The sequence below is a fragment of the Methylobacterium sp. PvP105 genome, assembly GCF_017876975.1.
Taxonomy (GTDB): Bacteria; Pseudomonadota; Alphaproteobacteria; order Rhizobiales; family Beijerinckiaceae; genus Methylobacterium; species Methylobacterium radiotolerans.
On record NZ_JAGIPA010000001.1, the window covers coordinates 5,857,007 to 5,874,904 of the forward strand.

Annotated in this window: 16 protein-coding genes; 10 read left to right on the plus strand and 6 right to left on the minus strand. The window is 72.4% G+C overall.

The window, feature by feature from the left end; genetic code table 11:
* Window positions 1–146: 146 nt before the first annotated feature.
* Complete coding sequence (locus J3A75_RS28565; RefSeq protein WP_024828845.1) at window positions 147–1,580, minus strand: FAD-linked oxidase C-terminal domain-containing protein; 1,434 nt, start codon at window positions 1,578–1,580, stop codon at window positions 147–149.
* Window positions 1,581–1,796: 216 nt separating this feature from the next.
* Between J3A75_RS28565 and J3A75_RS28570 the strand changes: the two genes are divergently transcribed.
* Window positions 1,797–2,822, plus strand: coding sequence for an SIS domain-containing protein (locus J3A75_RS28570; RefSeq protein WP_012321246.1), 1,026 nt, complete (start codon window positions 1,797–1,799; stop codon window positions 2,820–2,822).
* A 90-nt stretch (window positions 2,823–2,912) separates the two neighbouring features.
* Here the strand turns inward: J3A75_RS28570 and J3A75_RS28575 are convergent, their stop codons facing one another.
* From J3A75_RS28575 to J3A75_RS28585, 3 genes are all read right to left on the minus strand, one after another.
* Window positions 2,913–3,710, minus strand: coding sequence for an SHOCT domain-containing protein (locus J3A75_RS28575; RefSeq protein WP_209650848.1), 798 nt, complete (start codon window positions 3,708–3,710; stop codon window positions 2,913–2,915).
* Window positions 3,711–3,855: 145 nt separating this feature from the next.
* Window positions 3,856–4,455 carry a nitroreductase family protein gene (locus J3A75_RS28580; RefSeq protein WP_012321248.1) on the minus strand — a complete coding sequence of 200 codons (600 nt, stop codon included), beginning with the start codon at window positions 4,453–4,455 and terminating at the stop codon, window positions 3,856–3,858.
* Between the two features lie 93 nt (window positions 4,456–4,548).
* Entirely contained in the window at window positions 4,549–5,616 is a 1,068-nt protein-coding gene (locus J3A75_RS28585) for a GSCFA domain-containing protein (protein ID WP_059409034.1), read from the minus strand.
* Between the two features lie 74 nt (window positions 5,617–5,690).
* Between J3A75_RS28585 and J3A75_RS28590 the strand changes: the two genes are divergently transcribed.
* On the plus strand, window positions 5,691–6,725 hold the full coding sequence (locus J3A75_RS28590) for a WcbI family polysaccharide biosynthesis putative acetyltransferase (RefSeq protein WP_012321250.1): 1,035 nt from the start codon (window positions 5,691–5,693) through the stop codon (window positions 6,723–6,725).
* A 116-nt stretch (window positions 6,726–6,841) separates the two neighbouring features.
* Here J3A75_RS28590 and J3A75_RS28595 read toward each other — a convergent pair whose 3' ends face one another.
* Window positions 6,842–7,246: a response regulator gene (locus J3A75_RS28595; protein WP_012321251.1), complete on the minus strand. Its 405-nt coding sequence runs from the start codon at window positions 7,244–7,246 to the stop codon at window positions 6,842–6,844.
* A 351-nt stretch (window positions 7,247–7,597) separates the two neighbouring features.
* Here J3A75_RS28595 and pal point away from each other — a divergent pair, with 351 nt between their 5' ends.
* The 6 genes from pal (at window position 7,598) to glmM (ending at window position 14,955) form a co-directional block, all read left to right on the plus strand.
* Window positions 7,598–8,092 (plus strand): peptidoglycan-associated lipoprotein Pal, encoded by a 495-nt coding sequence (gene pal, locus J3A75_RS28600; protein WP_012321252.1) that lies wholly within the window; start codon window positions 7,598–7,600, stop codon window positions 8,090–8,092.
* A gap of 147 nt (window positions 8,093–8,239) precedes the next feature.
* Window positions 8,240–9,229, plus strand: a complete 990-nt coding sequence (ybgF, locus tag J3A75_RS28605) for a tol-pal system protein YbgF (RefSeq protein WP_012321253.1) — start codon at window positions 8,240–8,242, stop codon at window positions 9,227–9,229.
* A gap of 89 nt (window positions 9,230–9,318) precedes the next feature.
* Window positions 9,319–10,356 (plus strand): tRNA lysidine(34) synthetase TilS, encoded by a 1,038-nt coding sequence (tilS, locus tag J3A75_RS28610; RefSeq protein WP_043343195.1) that lies wholly within the window; start codon window positions 9,319–9,321, stop codon window positions 10,354–10,356.
* 48 nt (window positions 10,357–10,404) lie between these two features.
* Window positions 10,405–12,327: an ATP-dependent zinc metalloprotease FtsH gene (gene ftsH / locus J3A75_RS28615; RefSeq protein ID WP_012321255.1), complete on the plus strand. Its 1,923-nt coding sequence runs from the start codon at window positions 10,405–10,407 to the stop codon at window positions 12,325–12,327.
* Window positions 12,328–12,732: 405 nt separating this feature from the next.
* Window positions 12,733–13,545, plus strand: coding sequence for a sulfite exporter TauE/SafE family protein (locus tag J3A75_RS28620; RefSeq protein WP_071000138.1), 813 nt, complete (start codon window positions 12,733–12,735; stop codon window positions 13,543–13,545).
* 69 nt (window positions 13,546–13,614) lie between these two features.
* Window positions 13,615–14,955, plus strand: coding sequence for a phosphoglucosamine mutase (glmM, locus tag J3A75_RS28625; protein WP_024828841.1), 1,341 nt, complete (start codon window positions 13,615–13,617; stop codon window positions 14,953–14,955).
* 98 nt (window positions 14,956–15,053) lie between these two features.
* Here glmM and J3A75_RS28630 read toward each other — a convergent pair whose 3' ends face one another.
* On the minus strand, window positions 15,054–15,395 hold the full coding sequence (locus J3A75_RS28630) for an MmcQ/YjbR family DNA-binding protein (RefSeq protein WP_012321258.1): 342 nt from the start codon (window positions 15,393–15,395) through the stop codon (window positions 15,054–15,056).
* A gap of 277 nt (window positions 15,396–15,672) precedes the next feature.
* Between J3A75_RS28630 and J3A75_RS28635 the strand changes: the two genes are divergently transcribed.
* Both J3A75_RS28635 and J3A75_RS28640 read left to right on the plus strand, forming a co-directional pair.
* Complete coding sequence (locus tag J3A75_RS28635) at window positions 15,673–16,665, plus strand: outer membrane protein (protein WP_012321259.1); 993 nt, start codon at window positions 15,673–15,675, stop codon at window positions 16,663–16,665.
* A gap of 264 nt (window positions 16,666–16,929) precedes the next feature.
* A complete protein-coding gene (locus J3A75_RS28640; protein WP_024828840.1) occupies window positions 16,930–17,874 on the plus strand; it encodes an outer membrane protein in 945 nt (314 codons plus the stop codon).
* Window positions 17,875–17,898 lie beyond the last annotated feature (24 nt).

Below are 17,898 nucleotides of genomic sequence, written 5' to 3' on the forward strand. Positions count from 1 at the left end.
CCGGACGGGGGCGGATGCGCGGTCGGAGACGGCCGCGCCCGCACCGCTCCGGACGCCTCGGCCGTACGTCCTGGCCGTGCGTCCTGGCCTGCACCTCGGCCGGACCCCGCCGCGCGGTCCGGCTCATCCACGCCGCGCGGCCCGGTTCAGGCCGCGAGGCGCCCGTCCAGCGGGAACACCTTGGCGGGGTTCAGCATCCAGTCCGGATCGAACACCGCCTTGACCCGCATCTGCTGCTCGAGATCGACCTGGTCGTACTGGAAGCGCATCAGCTCGCGCTTCTCGATGCCGACCCCGTGCTCGCCGGTCAGGCAGCCGCCGACCTCGACGCAGAGCTTCAGGATCTCGTCGCCCGCGGCCTCGGCCTTCTGCAGCTCGCCGGGCCGGTTGATGTCGAACAGGATCAGCGGGTGCAGGTTGCCGTCGCCCGCGTGGAACACGTTGGCGACCCGTAGGCCCTTCTCGGCGCAGATCGCCCCGATCCGCTCCAGCACCGGCCCGAGCTGGCCGGTGGGGATCGTGCCGTCCATGCAGATGTAGTCGGAGATCCGGCCGGTGGCCCCGAAGGCCGACTTGCGCCCCTTCCAGATCGCGGCCGACTCCGCCTCCGAGCGCGAGACGCGCAGGCTGGTCGGGCGGAAATCCTGGGCGATCGTCTCGATCCGCGCCAGCATGGCGTCGCACTCGGCGTCCGAGCCCTCGACCTCGATGATCAGCATCGCCTCGGCGTCGCGGGGATAGCCGGCCTGGGCGAAGTCCTCGGTGATGAGGATCGCCTCGCGGTCCATGTACTCGATCGCCACCGGGATGATCCCGGCCGCGATGATCGCCGCGACGCAGTCGCCCGCGTCCTCGACCCTCGAGAAGCCGACCAGCACCGGGCGCGCGCCTTCCGCCGCGCGCAGGATCCGCACGGTCGCCTCGGTGACGATGCCGAGCTGCCCCTCCGAGCCGCAGACGAGGCCGAGCAGGTCGTAGCCGCCGCTGTCGAGGTGCTGGCCGCCGATCTCCAGGACGGTGCCGTCGTTGAGCACCAGGGTGACGCCGAGGAGGTTGTTGGTGGTCACGCCGTATTTCAGGCAGTGCGCGCCGCCGGAATTCATCGCGATGTTGCCGGCGATCGTGCAGGCGAGCTGGCTCGACGGGTCGGGGGCGTAGAAGAAGCCCTCGTGGCTGACCGCCCCGGAGATGGCGAGGTTGGTGATGCCGCTCTGCACCCGGGCGGTGCGGTTGGCGAAGTCCATGTCGAGGACCTTGGTCATCTTGCCGACGCCCAGGATGATCGCGTCGGCCTGCGCGATGGCGCCGCCCGCGAGCGACGTGCCGGCGCCCCGGGGCACGACCCGCACGCCGTTGGCGTGGCAATAGGCCATCACGGCGGAGACCTCCGCGGTGGTGGAGGGCAGGACCACGGCCAGCGGCATCTGCCGGTACGCGGTCAGCCCGTCGGTCTCGAAGGCCCGGCGCTCGTCCTCGCTCACCACCAGCGCCTCCGGCGCCACCAGGGGCGCGAGGCCGGCCAGGATCGCCTCGCGGCGGGCGAGGATCGCGGGATCGGGATCGGGGAAGCGGATGGTCATAGGGCTCGTGCCCTCCTGGGGCCCGCGGCGCGGGACGGTGTGCGGGCAGCATGGACCTCGGCGGCCGCGCCTTCAACCAGAGTGCGGCGCTGCGTCGTCCCCGCGTCACATTTCAACCACGACGGCTGCCTAGCGTCGCCGGAGACGCCTCGCTGCGCCGCTCCCCGATACCGGCCCCCGCTGCCGGATCCGGACGACGGGTCAAGAACGGAACCGATGAACGCTCCCGCCTCCAGCGCCCTGCGCGACGACCGCTACGACGCGCCGTCGGCGCATCTCGCCACCACCCGCGACCTCGGGATCCGCAGCCTCCAGCTCGGCATCGCGGCCTTGCAGGAGGCGAGCGTGGCCTTCCAGGGCCGGCTCGGCGCGGCCTTCGAGGAGGCGGTGCAGACGATCCTGCAGAGCAAGGGCCGCGTCATCGTGAGCGGCATCGGCAAGAGCGGCCATGTCGGCCGCAAGATCGCCGCGACGCTGGCCTCCACCGGCACCCACGCCTTCTTCGTCCACCCGACCGAGGCGAGCCACGGCGACCTCGGGATGATCGCCCGGGACGACGTCATCATCGCGCTGTCGTGGTCGGGGGAGACCGCGGAACTGTCCGACCTCGTCGGCTTCAGCCGCCGGTTCTCGATCCCCCTGGTGGCGATCACCCGCAACGGCGAGAGCACCCTCGGCAAGGCCGCCGACGTGCTGCTGGAGCTGCCCCGCGTGCGGGAATCCTGCCCCCACGACCTCGCGCCGACCTCCTCCAGCCTGATCCAGCTGGCGCTGGGCGACGCCCTGGCGGTGGCGCTGCTGGAGCGGCGCGGCTTCACCTCGGCGCGCTTCCACACCCTGCATCCGGGCGGCACCCTCGCGGCCCGCCTCAGGACCGTGCAGCAGGTGATGCACGGCCCCCAGGACATGCCGCTGGTCCACGAGACCGCGCTCATGTCCGAGGTGCTGATCGAGATCGCGGCGCGGCGCTACGGCTGCGTCGGCGTCACGGACGCGGCCGGCCGCCTCGTCGGCATCGTCACGGACGGCGACCTGCGCCGCCACATGGGTCCGGCGCTCCTCGACACGCCGGTCTCGACGGTCATGACCCGGGACCCGGTGACGGTGGAGCCCCACAAGCTCGCCCAGGCCGCGCTGGAGCTGATGAACCGCCGGCTGATCACGGCGGTCTTCGCCGTCACGGACGGACGGCCCGTGGGCATCGTGCACGTCCACGACCTGCTCCGCGTCGGCATCGTCTGAGGCCGTCCGGAACCGGCAGGCCCGACCCTCGCCCTTGGCGGTCCCGGACGCGCCGGGACGGGGATGGAGGGTCGGACGAGCGGGCGCCGGTCACAGCCGCGCCAGCAGCTCCGCCTTCTTGGTCGCGAATTCCGCCTCGGTGAGCACGCCGCGCGCGTGCAGGTCGGCCAGCCGCTCGATGGTCGCGAGAACGTTGTCCGCGGATGACCGGTCCGGCGCGGCCGAAGGGGCGGGCGACGGGGTAGGCGAAGAGATAGGCGACGCGGCGCTCGCCGGGATCCCGGCCGGGTCCGCTTGGCGCGGCGCGGCGACCTCCGCCTCGATCCGGCGCAGGCGGTCGAGGGCGACGGCCCCGGCCGGTCCCGTGAAGCCGAGGCTGCCGTTCGCCTGAGAGACGCCGGTGATGCGGTGCTCGCCGGTGTCGTAGAGCGCGATCCCGGACCCCGCGTCGACGGCGAGCCGCCGTCTGTCGGGGAAATAGGCGTAGCGCAGCCCGTTCTGCGCGCCGGTGCTCGCCGGATCCCCGAGGCCGGCCGGCCACCACTCGCCGCCGCCCCGGCGCGCCGCGGGCGCGGCCTCCGAGAAGCCGCCCGCCGGGAGCGCCCCGGCCAATTCGGTGCAGAGCGCGTCGACCCGCGCCTTCAGCGCGTCGTCGAACATCCGGCCGACCATCACCATCCCGCCGGAAAACCACTGCCCCATCCCGCCGAGATCGGGATGGTCGAACTGCGCCATCGTGCCGTGGCCGCGCTCCAGGGCCCGGATCAGGTGGCGCACCGCGTCCAGGCCGACCCCGTGGCGGTCGGCGACGGCCTGCAGCCCGGAGACGGAGTCGAACGGCCCGTCGTCCCGGAAGGGATCGGACGCGGCGGTGTCGGACGGATCCATGAGCCAGCTCCCGAAGCGTCGGAGGGTGGACAGGAGGCGCGCGGCGCCGGCCCCCGGCCCGGGCCCGAGGGCGGGCGCCCCCGGGCCTGCGACGGCGTCGCGATGCGGAGCCAATCGCCGGTCGTGCAAGCGGGTTCCGGCCGTCTCAGCCGGCGGCCGGCGGGAACGGTCCCGCGATGGTGAAGTCGGTGATCGGCCGGCGGCCGTTCGGGGTCTCGCGGGGCCGCTGCTCCTCGGTGAGGTCCGCCTCCGGGATCTTGCGGCCGACCGCGAAGGCGGCCTCGATCCGGTGGTTCTCGGGCAGGCGCAGCACCGCGGGGGCGCGGACATGGTCGAACCCGACCATGCCGTGGGCGTGCCAGCCCTGGTGGATCGCCTGGAGCTGGAAGGCCAGCGAGGCGGTGCCGGCGTCGAAGGAGTGGCTGTAGGAGGGCTTGAGCTCGTCGCCGACCTTCATGAGCCCGTTCGAGACCAGGAACAGGATCGCGCCGGTGCCGGACACCCATTTCTGATTGCCCGGCACCAGGAGGTCGAAGAACGTGTCCCAGTGGGCGTCGCCCCGGAGCGCGTAGAGGAAGCGCCAGGGCTGCGAGTTGTAGGCGGAGGGCGACCAGCGCGCCGCCTCGATCATCCGCATCAGCTCGGATTCGGGCACGGCCTCGCCCGTGAAGGCGCGGGGCGAGTGCCGCTTCACGAAGACCGGATCGATGTCGTGGTCGGCGCGGCGGGGCGGGGGCAGGCTCAAGGGACTCGTCTCCGGAAGGGCGCGGGCGCCCGGGCGCCCGAGACTGCCCGAAACGCCAGGCCGGAGGCAAACCCCACGCCACGCTAGGCCCTGTCAGGCCACGCTGCGCTCGATCTCCTCCTCGTCGCAGATCACGCCGGCATTGCCCTCGAACTCCGCGGCGAGGTCCACCGGTGCGTGGGTCGGGGCGGGGGACACCCGGTCGCGCGCGAAGGTCGCCAGGAACAGGCGCATCACGTGGCGCACGCCAGCGTCGTTGATGGTGCGCTGGTCCTCGTTGTAGTAGCGCCCGGCATTCACGTTGCTCGTGACGATGTCGTAGGCGGGGAAGTAGACCGCCCGCGGGTCGCCCCGGCCGACCACCTCGCCGGCCGCCACCCGCAGCACCGACTTGGAGTAGCTGTTCGACTCCATCACGTGCCGGTCCATGTAGGTGGCGATCATCGGCACCGGCGAGACCGTGAAGATCACCCGCGCCTTCGGGTTCACGCTCCAGAGCCGGTCGAGGAAGCCGTTGAGGTCGCCCAGAACCTCGGCCGCGCCGGCGTTGACGCACTCGTAGAGGTCCGGATCGAAGGTGCCGCCCGCGACCCCGGGGGCGAGCGGCAGCGCCGCGCCGTCGGCCCGCCAGCGCCAGCCTTCCGTGAGGCCGAGGGTCAGCACGAACACGTCCAGCGTCTCGAACAGGCGGCGCACCTCGGCGAGGTGCGCGTCGCGCGCCGCGACCACCTCGGCCTCGCTGGCGAAGCCCGCCGGCTCGACCGTGGGGCGGAACGGGTCGACGTAGCGGCCGTCGTCGCGCAGCCACGCCTTCAGCTCCGGCTCGAACTTGCCGTAGGCCCGGTCGAACAGCTGCACGAACTGGCGCGTGTAGTAGAGGTTGCCGTAGCGCGCCGAGAACGTGCCGAACTGGCGGGCATTGGCCTCCTCGGCGCTCATGCCGGGGGTCGGCGGCTCGGTCAGGTAGTAGTTGAACCCGGCGCCGCGCACCGCCTCGGCCACCCGCTGCGCGAAGCAGGAGCCGCCGGTGGCGACCTTGTCGGTCGGCCCGATCACGAACGTGTCCTTCGGGTGCGGATTGACCGCGAAGGGCGGCACGTTGGTGACGACCTTGCGCCAGAATCGCTCGGCCGGTAGACCCGTATACGGATTCAACGCCATCTTCGAACCCTCTTCTTCACGACGGCGACAGGCCCTCGGGGGCGCTGTTCCGTCCGCTGACACCGGCACGCGACGTGGCCCTGAACGACCTGCCCCGGCGCGCCCGCAGCGCGTTCACCCGCTCGACACCCAGTTGGGCCCCCACCTGGGCGACACCATGGCGGAACCGCGCCCGCGCCGCCACGACCCGCGACGGGCCGAGCATCGCGGTGCTGGGCAATTGCCAGGCGCGGGGCATCGCCCGGGCCATGCGCCTGCTCGCGCCGAAGAGCCCGGTCCGCTACCTGCCCATGGGCTCGCTGAAGCGCGACCACGGCCACGTCGACGGCCTGATCCGGACCCTGCGCGCCCACGACCACGTCTTCTCGCAGGCCTTCCCGGCCGGGCTGATCCCGGGCGGCGACGCCGCCACTGTGCGGGCGGCCGACCCGCGGCTCAAGCTGTTCCCGTCGATCGTGTTCTCGGCCTTCCACCCGGACATGGTCTATGTCGGGCAGGCCTCGGACCTCGCCGCCCTGAAGCTGACGCCGTCGCCGCTCGGCCAGTACCACTCGGCGATCGTCCTCACCGCCCACCGGCTCGGCCTCGACGCCGGCCGCACCGCGACCCTGTTCCGCGAGGACGTGTTCGCCCGCCTGGGCTACCTCGACCACTGGGACCCGGCCGTGCGCGAGCTCGTCGGCGCGGCCGACGCCCTGGGTTTCGGGCTGGAGCGCGAGGTGACCCGCTGGGCGCGCCGCGGCGCCTTCATGCACCTGATGAACCATCCCAAGGTCCACGTCCTCGGCGACATCGCCCGACGGCTGCTGCGGGAGAACGGGCTCACGCCCGAGCCCGTGGAGATCGAGGATTACCTCGGCGACGAGCTGGCCCAGGACGTGGTCTGGCCGATCTACCCGCCCATCGCCGAGCATTTCGGCCTGACCGGCTCGTACCTGTTCAAGACCAAGCCGCGGGGCGACGACTTCCCGGTGCTCTACGACCTCACGGGTTTCATCGCGGCGAGCTTCGCCCTCTACGACGCGATGCCCCCCGGGGATCTCGCCTGCCCGCGGGTCGAGGCGTGGCTCGCCGCGCCGGAGATCGTCGCGCTGTTCCGGGGCGGCTGAGGCCGCCCCCCCGGAGCCGAGGTGTCCAGCCGGGGCGTCCAGCCGGCCGAGCGCGCGCCGCCCGGGGTCGCTTCGCCGCGCGCGCGACGACGGTCCGGGTCGGAAGGATCCGTGACTCAGCCCGCCGCGCAGAGCCGGCTGTCGGCGCCGGCCTCGCCGAGGCCCTCGACCATCATCCGGACCAGGCGGTTGACCTCCTGCATCTGGAAGGGCTTGCGCAGGAACAGGCTGCCCGGCACGCCGCTGCGGCCGTGCGTGTCCGTCGAGGTGTAGACCACCGGCCGGTCCGGATGGATCGCCCGGAAGGCGTGGGCCACCGTCCAGCCGTCGATCAGCCCGGGCAGGTGGATGTCGGTGAACAGCCAGTCGATCGCGCCGCCCCGCTCGCGCAGGACGGTCAGCGCGGCCTCGCCCGTGGAGGCCTCGATCACCCGGATGCCGTGCGTCTCGCACAGGCTCGCGACGATCTCGAGGAGCAGGTAGCTGTCCTCGACGATGAGGACGCTCTGGGCGGGGCGCATGCGGGAGGTCCGGTGTTCGGCCCGCCGATAAGGGAGCGATAGGGTTGAGGATCTCTTAAAGCTCGGCGCGGACCCGTCACCGGGCGGAGGCCCGGCGCCTGTTGCAGCGCCGCAACCGGGGCGGCCGAAATGCCGCGTCGCGGCCCGCCGCCCCGCCGCCGCCGCATTCCGGGCGCGTCCCGGGTGTGTCAGCGCACGCCGTCGACCGGTGCGGACCGTCACCACGTCCCCGCGCCGCGCGGCGGAACCGTCGCTTAACCAACCCCGCCTACCAACGGCGCCAGGAATACGCGGACCCGCCTCGAAGACCAGCAGCCGGCCTTCGGCACCGCTCGAGGAGTTTTTCAGACCATGCCCCAGCGTTTCCGCGCCGCCGCCCTCGGCCTCGCGCTCGTCGCCGCCCTCGGCCTGGGCGCCTGCAGCAACGACAAGGACCTCGCCGACGCCTCCGCCTTCGGGGCGGGTGCCGCGACCCCCGGCAGCGCCCAGGACTTCGTCGTCAATATCGGCGACCGGGTCTTCTTCGAGTCGGATTCCACCGACCTGACGCCCACCGCGACCGCGACCCTCGACAAGCAGGCCGCGTGGCTGCAGCGCTACCCGCGCTACACCTTCATCATCGAGGGCCACGCCGACGAGCGCGGCACCCGCGAGTACAACTTCTCCCTCGGCGCCCGCCGGGCCCAGGCGGTGAACGACTACCTCGCCACCCGCGGCATCGCGGCGAGCCGGATGCGGACCGTGTCGTACGGCAAGGAGCGGCCGGTGGCGGTGTGCAACGACATCTCCTGCTGGTCGCAGAACCGCCGCGCGGTGATCGTCCTCGACCGCGGCGCCGGCGCGTAAGCCGCCGCGCGGCCGCGCTCCGGCGGCGGCTCTCGGGCCGCCGCCTCCGATCGATGCTCTCGATCACACCTTCGGCCGCGCCGCAGTTTTGCCGCGGTGCGGCGCATCTGTTAGGGCCTCGCGCCGACACCGGACCGCAGCCGAACCATGCCCGCCCGCCTTCGCACCCGCCTCGCCCTCGCCACCGCCCTCGGTGCCGCGCTCCTCGGCCACCCGGCCGCCGCGCAGGACGCTTCGGAACTGGTGGTGCGCCTCGGCCGCATCGAGAACCAGTCCCGGATGATGGCGGGACAGATCGAGACCCTCCAGTACGAGAACCGCCAGCTCAAGGAGCAGCTGCGCAAGTTCCAGGAGGACGTCGAGTACCGCCTGAACGAGGGCAAGGGCGGCAAGCCCTCGGCCGCCCCCGCGCCGTCGGGCCCCGTCAACGGCGGCAACCCGGGCGCCGGCCGCCCCGGCAAGCGCGGCGACGCCTTCGACCCGTCGCAGGCCCCCGGCGCCCCCGGCGCCCCGATGCAGCTCGGCAGCACGCAGCCCTCCGCGCCGCTGCCCCGCCGCGAGGCCGAGGAGGCCGCCGAGGCGGCGCCGCGGCCGCAGCGCCTGCCGCAGGGCGCGATCGGCGAGCCGAACGAGGAGGACGCGGAGGCCGGGACCTCCGGCTACGACGAGCCGGTGGACCTGCGGCCGCCGGCCCGGACCGGGGCGATCCCGGCGCGGCCCTCCGAGAGCGTGGCGGCGACCCGGACGGGCGATCCGGCCGCCGATTACGACGCCGCGGTCGAGCTGTACCGCGCCAAGCAGTACGAGCAGGCCGAGATGGGCCTGCGCCAGTTCATCCAGTCCCATCCCCGCGACAACCGCGTCGCCGGCGCGACCTACTGGCTCGGCGAGAGCTACCTCGCCCGCGGCCGCAACCGCGAGGCCGCCGAGCAGTTCCTGAAGGTCTCGACCGACTACGCCCGTTCCTCCCAGGCCCCCGACGCCATGCTGAAGCTCGGCGTCACGCTCAACGCGCTCGGCGCCCGCGAGCAGGCCTGCGCGACCCTGGCCGAGCTGGACCGGAAGTTCCCGAATGCCGGCAGCGGCGTCCGCCAGGGCGTCGCCCGCGAGCAGAAGCGCGCCCGCTGCGGCGCCTGAACGCCTCGGGCGATCTGAGCGACGCGGGCGACCCGGTCCTCGGCGCCCTCCGCCCCTGGCTCGACCCGGCCGCGCGCGGCGGGCGGGGCGTGCTCCTCGCCGTCTCGGGCGGTCCCGACTCGAGCGCCCTGATGCACGCCGCCGCGCGCCTGCGCGACGCGACCGGCGCGTCCCTGCGGGTCGCCACCGTGGATCACGGCCTGCGGCCGGAATCGGGCGCGGAGGCCGAGGCCGTCGGCCGCGCCGCCCGGGCGCTGGGCCTGCCCCACGCGATCCTGACCTGGGCGGGCGCGAAGCCCGGCACCGGCCTGCAGGACGCGGCCCGCAGGGCCCGCTACGCCCTGCTCGCCGCCCATGCCGAGGCGGTCGGCGCCGGTCTCGTGCTGACGGGCCACACGCGGGACGACCAGGCCGAGACGGTGCTGATCCGGCTCGCGGCCGGCAGCGGCCCCGCGGGGCTCGCCGGCATGCGCGCCGAGCGCGACCTCGGCCCCGGCCTCGCCCTCGGGCGCCCGTTCCTGCACCTGCCGAAGGCGAGCCTGGTGGCGTGGTGCGCGGCGCGCGGCATCGCCTACGCGCGCGACCCCGCCAACGGCGATCCGCGCTTCGCCCGCGGCCGCCTGCGGGCGGCCTGGCCGGCCCTGGAGCGCGAGGGCCTGACCCGGGCGCGCCTCGCCCGGCTCGCCGAGCGGGCCGCCCGCGACGAGGCCGCGCTCCGGAGCGCGGCCGAGCAGGCCCTCGACGGGGCGCGGCGGTCCGGGCCGGAGACGGGCGCGGAGCTGCGCCTCGACGGGCGCGCCCTGGCGGTCCTGCCGGACGCCGTGGCCCTGCGCTGCCTCGATCTCGCCCTGGCCCGGGCCGGCGCGGCGCCGCGCCGCCTCGAGCGCCTCGAGACCCTCGTCCTCGAATCGCTCCTGCCGGCCCTGCGCCGCGGGGAGCCGGTCCGCCGCACCCTGGCGGGGTTCCTCGTCTCCGCCGACGCGGGCGGGACCGTGAGCCTCGCCCCGGCGCCGCCGCGCCGGCACGGGCCCGCAGGTGCTGCCCTCGCCGCAGGGTCCCCCGACTTACTTGGCAAGGGGGAGCCCCCCGCCTACATTGGCGAGGTGTGCACGGATGGACCGGAATAGCCGCGTGGCAGGTCCGTCCTGGGGGTCGCACACGCCAGGGATTGATCGATGAACCCGAATTTTCGCAACTTTGCCTTGTGGGTCGTCATCTTCCTGCTGGTGCTGGCTCTCGTCACCCTGTTCCAGAACCCGGGGCACCGGGGCGGCGGCAGCGAGATCGCCTACAGCCAGCTCCTGAACGACGCCGATGCCGGCAAGATCCAGTCGGTGGTGATCTCCGGGCAGGACGTGTCCGGCACCTACGTCGGCGGCGGCAACTTCACGAGCTACGCGCCCAACGACCCGAGCCTGGTCTCCAAGCTCCAGGGCAAGGGCGTGCAGATCACGGCCCGCCCGCCGTCCGACAACACCCCCTGGTTCATCCAGCTGCTCGTGAGCTGGCTGCCGATCCTCGTCTTCATCGGCGCCTGGATCTTCCTCTCGCGCCAGATGCAGTCCGGCGCCGGCCGCGCCATGGGCTTCGGCAAGTCGAAGGCGAAGCTCCTGAACGAGGCCCACGGCCGCGTCAGCTTCGACGACGTCGCCGGCGTGGAAGAGGCGAAGGAAGATCTCCAGGAGATCGTCGAGTTCCTGCGCGACCCGCAGAAGTTCCAGCGGCTCGGCGGCCGGATCCCGCGCGGCGTGCTGCTCGTCGGCCCGCCCGGCACCGGTAAGACCCTGATCGCCCGGGCGGTCGCGGGCGAGGCCAACGTGCCGTTCTTCACGATCTCGGGCTCGGACTTCGTCGAGATGTTCGTGGGCGTCGGCGCGAGCCGCGTGCGCGACATGTTCGAGCAGGCCAAGAAGAACGCGCCCTGCATCATCTTCATCGACGAGATCGACGCGGTCGGCCGCCACCGCGGCGCCGGCCTCGGCGGCGGCAACGACGAGCGCGAGCAGACCCTCAACCAGCTCCTCGTGGAGATGGACGGCTTCGAGGCCAACGAGGGCGTGATCATCATCGCGGCGACCAACCGCCCCGACGTGCTCGACCCGGCCCTGCTGCGTCCCGGCCGCTTCGACCGCCAGATCATGGTGCCGAACCCAGACGTCACCGGCCGCGAGCGCATCCTGCGGGTCCACGTCCGCAAGGTGCCGCTGGCCCCCGACGTCGACCTGAAGACCATCGCGCGCGGCACCCCGGGCTTCTCGGGCGCCGACCTGATGAACCTCGTGAACGAGTCCGCGCTGCTGGCCGCCCGCCGCGGCAAGCGCATCGTGACGATGCACGAGTTCGAGGACGCCAAGGACAAGGTGATGATGGGCGCCGAGCGGCGCACCCTGGTGATGACCGAGGACGAGAAGCGGCTCACCGCCTACCACGAGGGCGGTCACGCCATCGTGGCGCTGAACGTCCCGGCCACCGACCCGGTGCACAAGGCGACGATCATCCCCCGCGGCCGGGCGCTCGGCATGGTCATGCAGCTGCCCGAGCGCGACAAGCTCTCCATGAGCTTCGAGCAGATGACCTCGCGGCTGGCGATCATGATGGGCGGTCGCATCGCCGAGGAGATGATCTTCGGGCGCGAGAAGGTGACCTCGGGCGCGCAGTCGGACATCGAGCAGGCGACGCGGCTCGCCAAGATGATGGTGACACGCTGGGGCTTCAGCCCCGAGCTCGGCACCGTCGCGTACGGCGACAACAACGACGAGGTCTTCCTCGGCATGTCGATGGGCCGGCAGCAGTCGGTCTCCGAGTCGACCGCCCAGAAGATCGACGCCGAGGTCCGCCGCCTCGTGGAGACCGGCCTGGAAGAGGCGCGCCGTATCCTGGCCGAGCACAAGGACGACCTGGAGGCCCTCGCGCAGGGGCTCCTCGAGTACGAGACCCTCTCGGGCGAGGAGATCCGCAACCTGCTCAAGGGCCAGCCCCCGATCCGCGACGGCGGCGACGTGCCGCCGACCCCGGCCCGGGGCTCCTCGGTCCCCTCGGCAGGCCGCGGCCGGCCGAAGGAGAGCGACGGCGGCCTGGAGCCGCAGCCGCAGGCCTGAGACCGCGCGGTCGGATGAGCGAGGAGGGCGCCGCGAGGCGCCCTTTTTCGTGCCGGACCGGGATTTCACGCGGATCGGGCGCCGGTTTCCTCTCCCGTGCGGGGGAGGGGACGGCGTGCGGGATCAGGCCGGCCCCAGGGTGGCTCGACGCGGGCGCGCGGCAACGGTCCGCCCGATCCGGGGCCGTCGTATCCCTCACCCCAACCCTCGCCCGAACGGGACAGGGCGCGCGTCGGGCCTCTCATCCGCGTCGGCGTTCGACCGCGACGCGTGACCATCCTCGCATCGCCCCTGACAAACGGGCCCTCCTGTCGGCAGATCGACGTCGTCAGCTTGGCCGGAGGCTCGGCGGCGTCCGCCGAATCGGAAACACAGGACCGTTCCACAGGCCGTAGCCAGATCCCGATGCCGGTCTCGACCTATCTCGTCGTCGCCCTCGGCGCCGTCGCCGCCGGCTTCGTGCAGGGCCTGTCGGGCTTCGCCTTCGGGCTCACGGCCCTGTCGATCTGGGCCTGGGTGATCGACCCGCAGCTCGCCGCCGTGCTGGCCGTCTCCGGCGCCTTCACGGGCCAGGTCATCGCCGCGGTCTCGGTCCGGCGCGGGTTCGAGCCCGGGCGCCTCGCGCCCTTCATCCTCGGCGGCCTCGCCGGCATCCCCCTCGGCGTCCTCCTGCTGCCGCGGCTCGACGCCGACTGGTTCAAGATGCTCCTCGGCCTCCTGCTGGTGGTCTGGTGCCCGACCATGCTCCTCGCCCGGAACCTGCCGCGGATCACGGCCGGCGGCCGGCTCGCCGACGCCGCGGTGGGTCTCGGCGGCGGGATGATGGGCGGGCTCGGCGGCTTCACGGGCGTGCTGCCGACCCTCTGGTGCACCCTGCGCCGCTACGAGCGCGACGTGCAGCGCTCGGTGATCCAGAACTTCAACCTCGCGATGCTCAGCGTGACCCTGGCGACCTACCTTGCCGCGGGGCTCGTCACCCGGGCGACGCTGCCGATGCTGGCGGTGATCCTGCCGGCGATGCTGGTCCCGACGCTGCTCGGCACCCGGATCTATCTCGGCATCGGCGAGGTCGCCTTCCGCCGGCTCGTGCTCGGCCTGCTGACCGTCTCGGGCCTCGCGCTGGTCTCGGCCTCGGCGCCGCGGCTCCTGCAGCGCGCCGGGCGCCCCATTTCGACCGCCTTTGTCGGGGAGCACCCCGTTGACTCTGCCGGCCGCTGAGCCGCCGGCGGGCGCGATAACCTGCTAAGCTGTGCCCGGTCCGCGAGACCGGGCGCCGGAGACGTGATGGTGCGCAAGTATTTCGGAACCGACGGCATCCGGGGCCGGGCCAACGGCGTGATCACGCCGGAACTCGCCCTCAAGGTCGGTCAGGCCGCCGGCCTCGTGTTCCAGCGCGGCGACCACCGCCACCGGGTGGTGATCGGCAAGGACACCCGCCTCTCCGGCTACATGATCGAGACCGCGCTCGTCGCCGGCTTCACCTCGGTCGGCATGGACGTGCTGCTGCTCGGGCCGGTGCCGACGCCGGCCGTGGCGATGCTGACCCGCTCCATGCGGGCCGATCTCGGCGTGATGATCTCGGCCTCGCACAACCCGTTCGAGGACAACGGCATCAAGCTGTTCGGGCCCGACGGCTTCAAGCTGAACGACGCGATCGAGCACGAGATCGAGGGGCTGATCGACGCCGACATGCACAAGCGTCTCTCCGGCTCGAACGACCTCGGCCGGGCCAAGCGCATCGAGAGCGTGCACGCCCGCTACATCGAGTTCGCCAAGCGCACGCTGCCGCGGCAGGTGACCCTGGACGGGCTGCGGGTCGTGGTCGACTGCGCCAACGGCGCGGCCTACCGGGTCGCCCCCGAGACCCTGTGGGAACTCGGCGCCGAGGTGATCGCCATCGGGACCGAGCCGGACGGGTTCAACATCAACCGGGATGTCGGCTCGACCGCGCCCGCGGCCCTGATCGACATGGTGCGCGAGCGCCGGGCCGATATCGGCATCGCGCTGGACGGCGACGCCGACCGGGTGCTGATCGTGGACGAGAAGGGCCAGGTGGTCGACGGCGACCAGCTCATGGCCGTCGTGGCGCGCTCCTGGAAGGAGGACGAGCGCCTGACGCAGCCGGGCGTGGTGGCGACGATCATGTCGAATCTCGGCCTGGAGCGCTTCCTCGGCGGCCTCGGCCTGAGCCTGGCCCGCACGGCGGTGGGGGACCGCTACGTCCTCGAGCACATGCGGGCGCACGGCTACAATCTCGGCGGCGAGCAGTCCGGCCACATCATCATGTCGGACTACACGACCACCGGCGACGGCCTCGTGGCCGCCCTGCAGCTCCTGAGCGTGGTGCAGCGGCAGAACCGGCCCGTGAGCGAGGTCTGCCACTGCTTCGACCCGCTGCCGCAGATCCTCAAGAACGTCCGCTACCGGAGCGGCGAGCCCCTGCGCGAGGACAGCGTGGTCAGCGCCATCGAGCACGCCCGCGAGCGGCTCGGCAATGCCGGCCGCCTCGTGATCCGCCCGTCGGGCACCGAGCCGGTGATCCGCGTCATGGCCGAGGGCGACGACCGCGGCCTCGTCAACGCGGTGGTCGACGAGGTGGTCGACGCCGTCACCCGCGCGGCGGCCTGAGGCCGGAGCCTCGGAGCGGCCCGGCCCGCAATCCCGGCTCCGCCCCCGGGGGGCCGGGCGCGCCGCATCGGGGCGGGATCGGTCCAGGTCAGCCTAGGTCAGCCTAGGTCGGCGTAGGCGGCGCGCAGCTCCGCGGGTGCGGTCGTCCGCCACGCCCCCAGCAGCGCCGCCCGCAGGGTCTCTTCCGGGCAGAGGTCGAGGTCGAGATTGGTCCAGCCCCGCCGCCCCCAGGCGCCGTCGAGCGGCGCGAACAGGTCCGGCTCGGCCTCGCACAGGGCGGCCTGATCGGCGGGCGCGAGGCGCAGCACCACCCGCGCCTCCTCGACCCAGAGGGTCGCGAAGACCCGGCCGCCGACCCGGAAATCCGGGTTGCCGCTGTGGGCGCCCGCCACCGCCTCGGGCAGCATCAGCGCCAGGATGCGCACGTCGTCGGGCCCCATGCGGATCGCTCAACTCCCGCGCGGCCCGGGCGGCCGGGCGACGCCGATCGGGTCGCCCACGCGGCCCTCCCCGACAGATGAACTGCGCCGACCCGGCGGCGCGACGCGGCGGAAACAAGCAAGTCTCGCCCGGTTACCCGTTTCGACAGCTCGGCAACGGATGCGCAAGGCTAACATTTAACGTTAAGCCGGATTTAAGACGTTCCTTCCATCCTGCCCTCGTACCCCGGGACCGCGCGCCGCGCGTCCGGCTCACGAGTCCAGTGAAGGAATCTCCATGGCCCGCTCCAAGCTGAACGCTTTGGTGCGTAGCCTGACGCTCGCGGCGAGCGTCGGCGCGCCCTGCCTCGCCGCGGCCGCGGATCTGATGCTCCCGCCGCCCCCGCCGCCGCCGCCCCCGCCGATCGAGGTCGGCGGCGGCTGGTACCTGCGCGGCGACGTGGGCGCCAGCATCTACACCCGTCCGCGCTACAGCGACGCCTACGACTACACCGGCTACGCCGAGTCCAACCGCGCCTTCGGCAACGCGGTCGGCGGCGGCGGTTTCGCGGGCGTCGGCGTCGGCTACCAGTTCACCCCGTTCCTGCGCGGCGACATCACCGGTGAGTACCGCTACTCCACCGGCCTGCGCGGCAGCGAGTACTACAAGGGTCCGGATTTCGATAACGGGCTCGGGTCGTACGGCGTGAACAAGTCGAGCGGCAACTTCGACTCCGCGGTGGTTCTGGCCAACGCGTATTTCGACCTCGGCACGTGGTACGGGATCACGCCGTTCATCGGCGGCGGCGTCGGCTACGCGTTCAACCACGTCTCGAGCTACTCGACCAACCAGCAGTTCACCAGCCCGACCTACGGCTACGATTACGCGAACCCGATCTACGGCTGCGGCTGCGGACAACCCTCCTACAACTACGCGCCGGTCTACGACGCGAACGGCAACGCGGTCTACAACACCAACAGCGGCAGCAAGTTCTACAAGGACAAGACCAGCGGCAGCCTCGCCTGGGCGCTCCACGCCGGTCTCGCCTACAACGTGACCGACGCGCTGAAGATCGAGCTGGCCTACCGCTACCTGAACCTCGGCAAGGCCGAGACCGGCCCGGGCTTCGTCCCGTGCTGCACCGGCAGCCTCCAGGCGATCAAGATCAAGGACATCGAGGCGCACGACGTGAAGATCGGCTTGCGCTACTACCTCGGCGGCGTCGTGGCGGCCCCGCTGCCGCCGCTGATGCCGGAGCCGGTCCCCGGCCCGCTGGTGCGCAAGTACTGATCGCACCTCGACCGCGATCCCACTGACAGGCGAAACGGCGCGGAGGGTCTCCGCGCCGTTTCGCGTTTCGGCGCCCCGTCGCGACCGGGTCTGTTCTCGGCCGGTCCTCGGCCGGTTTTGGCCAGCCCAATACGCGCCGGGACTGGCATCCCCGGATCGGGACTGACCTGTCGCAGTCGAGCAACGGAGAATTAAGGTTACCGGCATATCACCGTGTCGAGGCTCGATCCGCCATCCGTCTCTTTCCGTCCCAGGACGATCCCGATGCGTACCGTCACCTTTCCGCTGCTGGCGGTTCTCGGTCTCTGCGGCGTGAACACCGCGCGCGCCGCCGATCTGGACTACGATTACCTGCGCGGCGCCGATTACGACCCGGTCCCGGCCCCGGTGGTCGACTGGAGCGGCGTGTATGTCGGCGGCCACGGCGGCTTCACCTCCGGCGGCCTGTCGCAGCGCAACGCGATGCAGTCCACGCTGGCGAATTACTTCGCTTACAGCACCGTGGAATCCGAGTTCAGCGTCTCGAAAATGCTGTCGCTCCCCGGCACGCGGACGCGCGGGGCCAGCTTCGGTGCCTTCGCGGGCTTCAATGTGCAGTTCGACGGGATCGTCCTCGGCATCGAGGCCGACTACACGCACACGGACCAGAACAGCTGGTCGACCAACGGCATCAACCGGATCATGACGACCGCCGCCGGCAACTCCGAGTCGGTGAACCTGTTCGGCACGTCGAACACGCGGATCGAGGATTACGGCACCATCCGGGGCCGCGCCGGCTACGCGTTCGGCAACCTGCTCCCCTACGTCACCGCCGGTGCCGCGATCGGCCGCGTCACGATCAACGATACCGTATCGGTCCAGAATTACGGCTACAGCGCCACCACCTACGCGGCGAACCAGGCCCTGACCACCGGGCAGCCCGCGGCGGTCTACCAGCACGGCTACGCGAGCTTCAATCCGAACTTCCCGCTCAACAACTCGACGCCGGCCGGACAGGGCGCCCAGACCGTCCCGTACGCGCCGACGCCGCTGACCGCGAATGCCCGGACCAAGACCATCGGCGGCGTCGCCCTCGGCTTCGGCCTGGAATACGCCATCACGCCCAATATCCTGGTGCGCGGCGAGTACCAGTACGTGCGGTTCCAGGACTTCAACGGTCACAACGCCCAGTTGAACACCGTCCGGGGTGGCGCGGCCGTCAAGTTCTGACCCTTCCTCCCGCGCCGGCCGGAT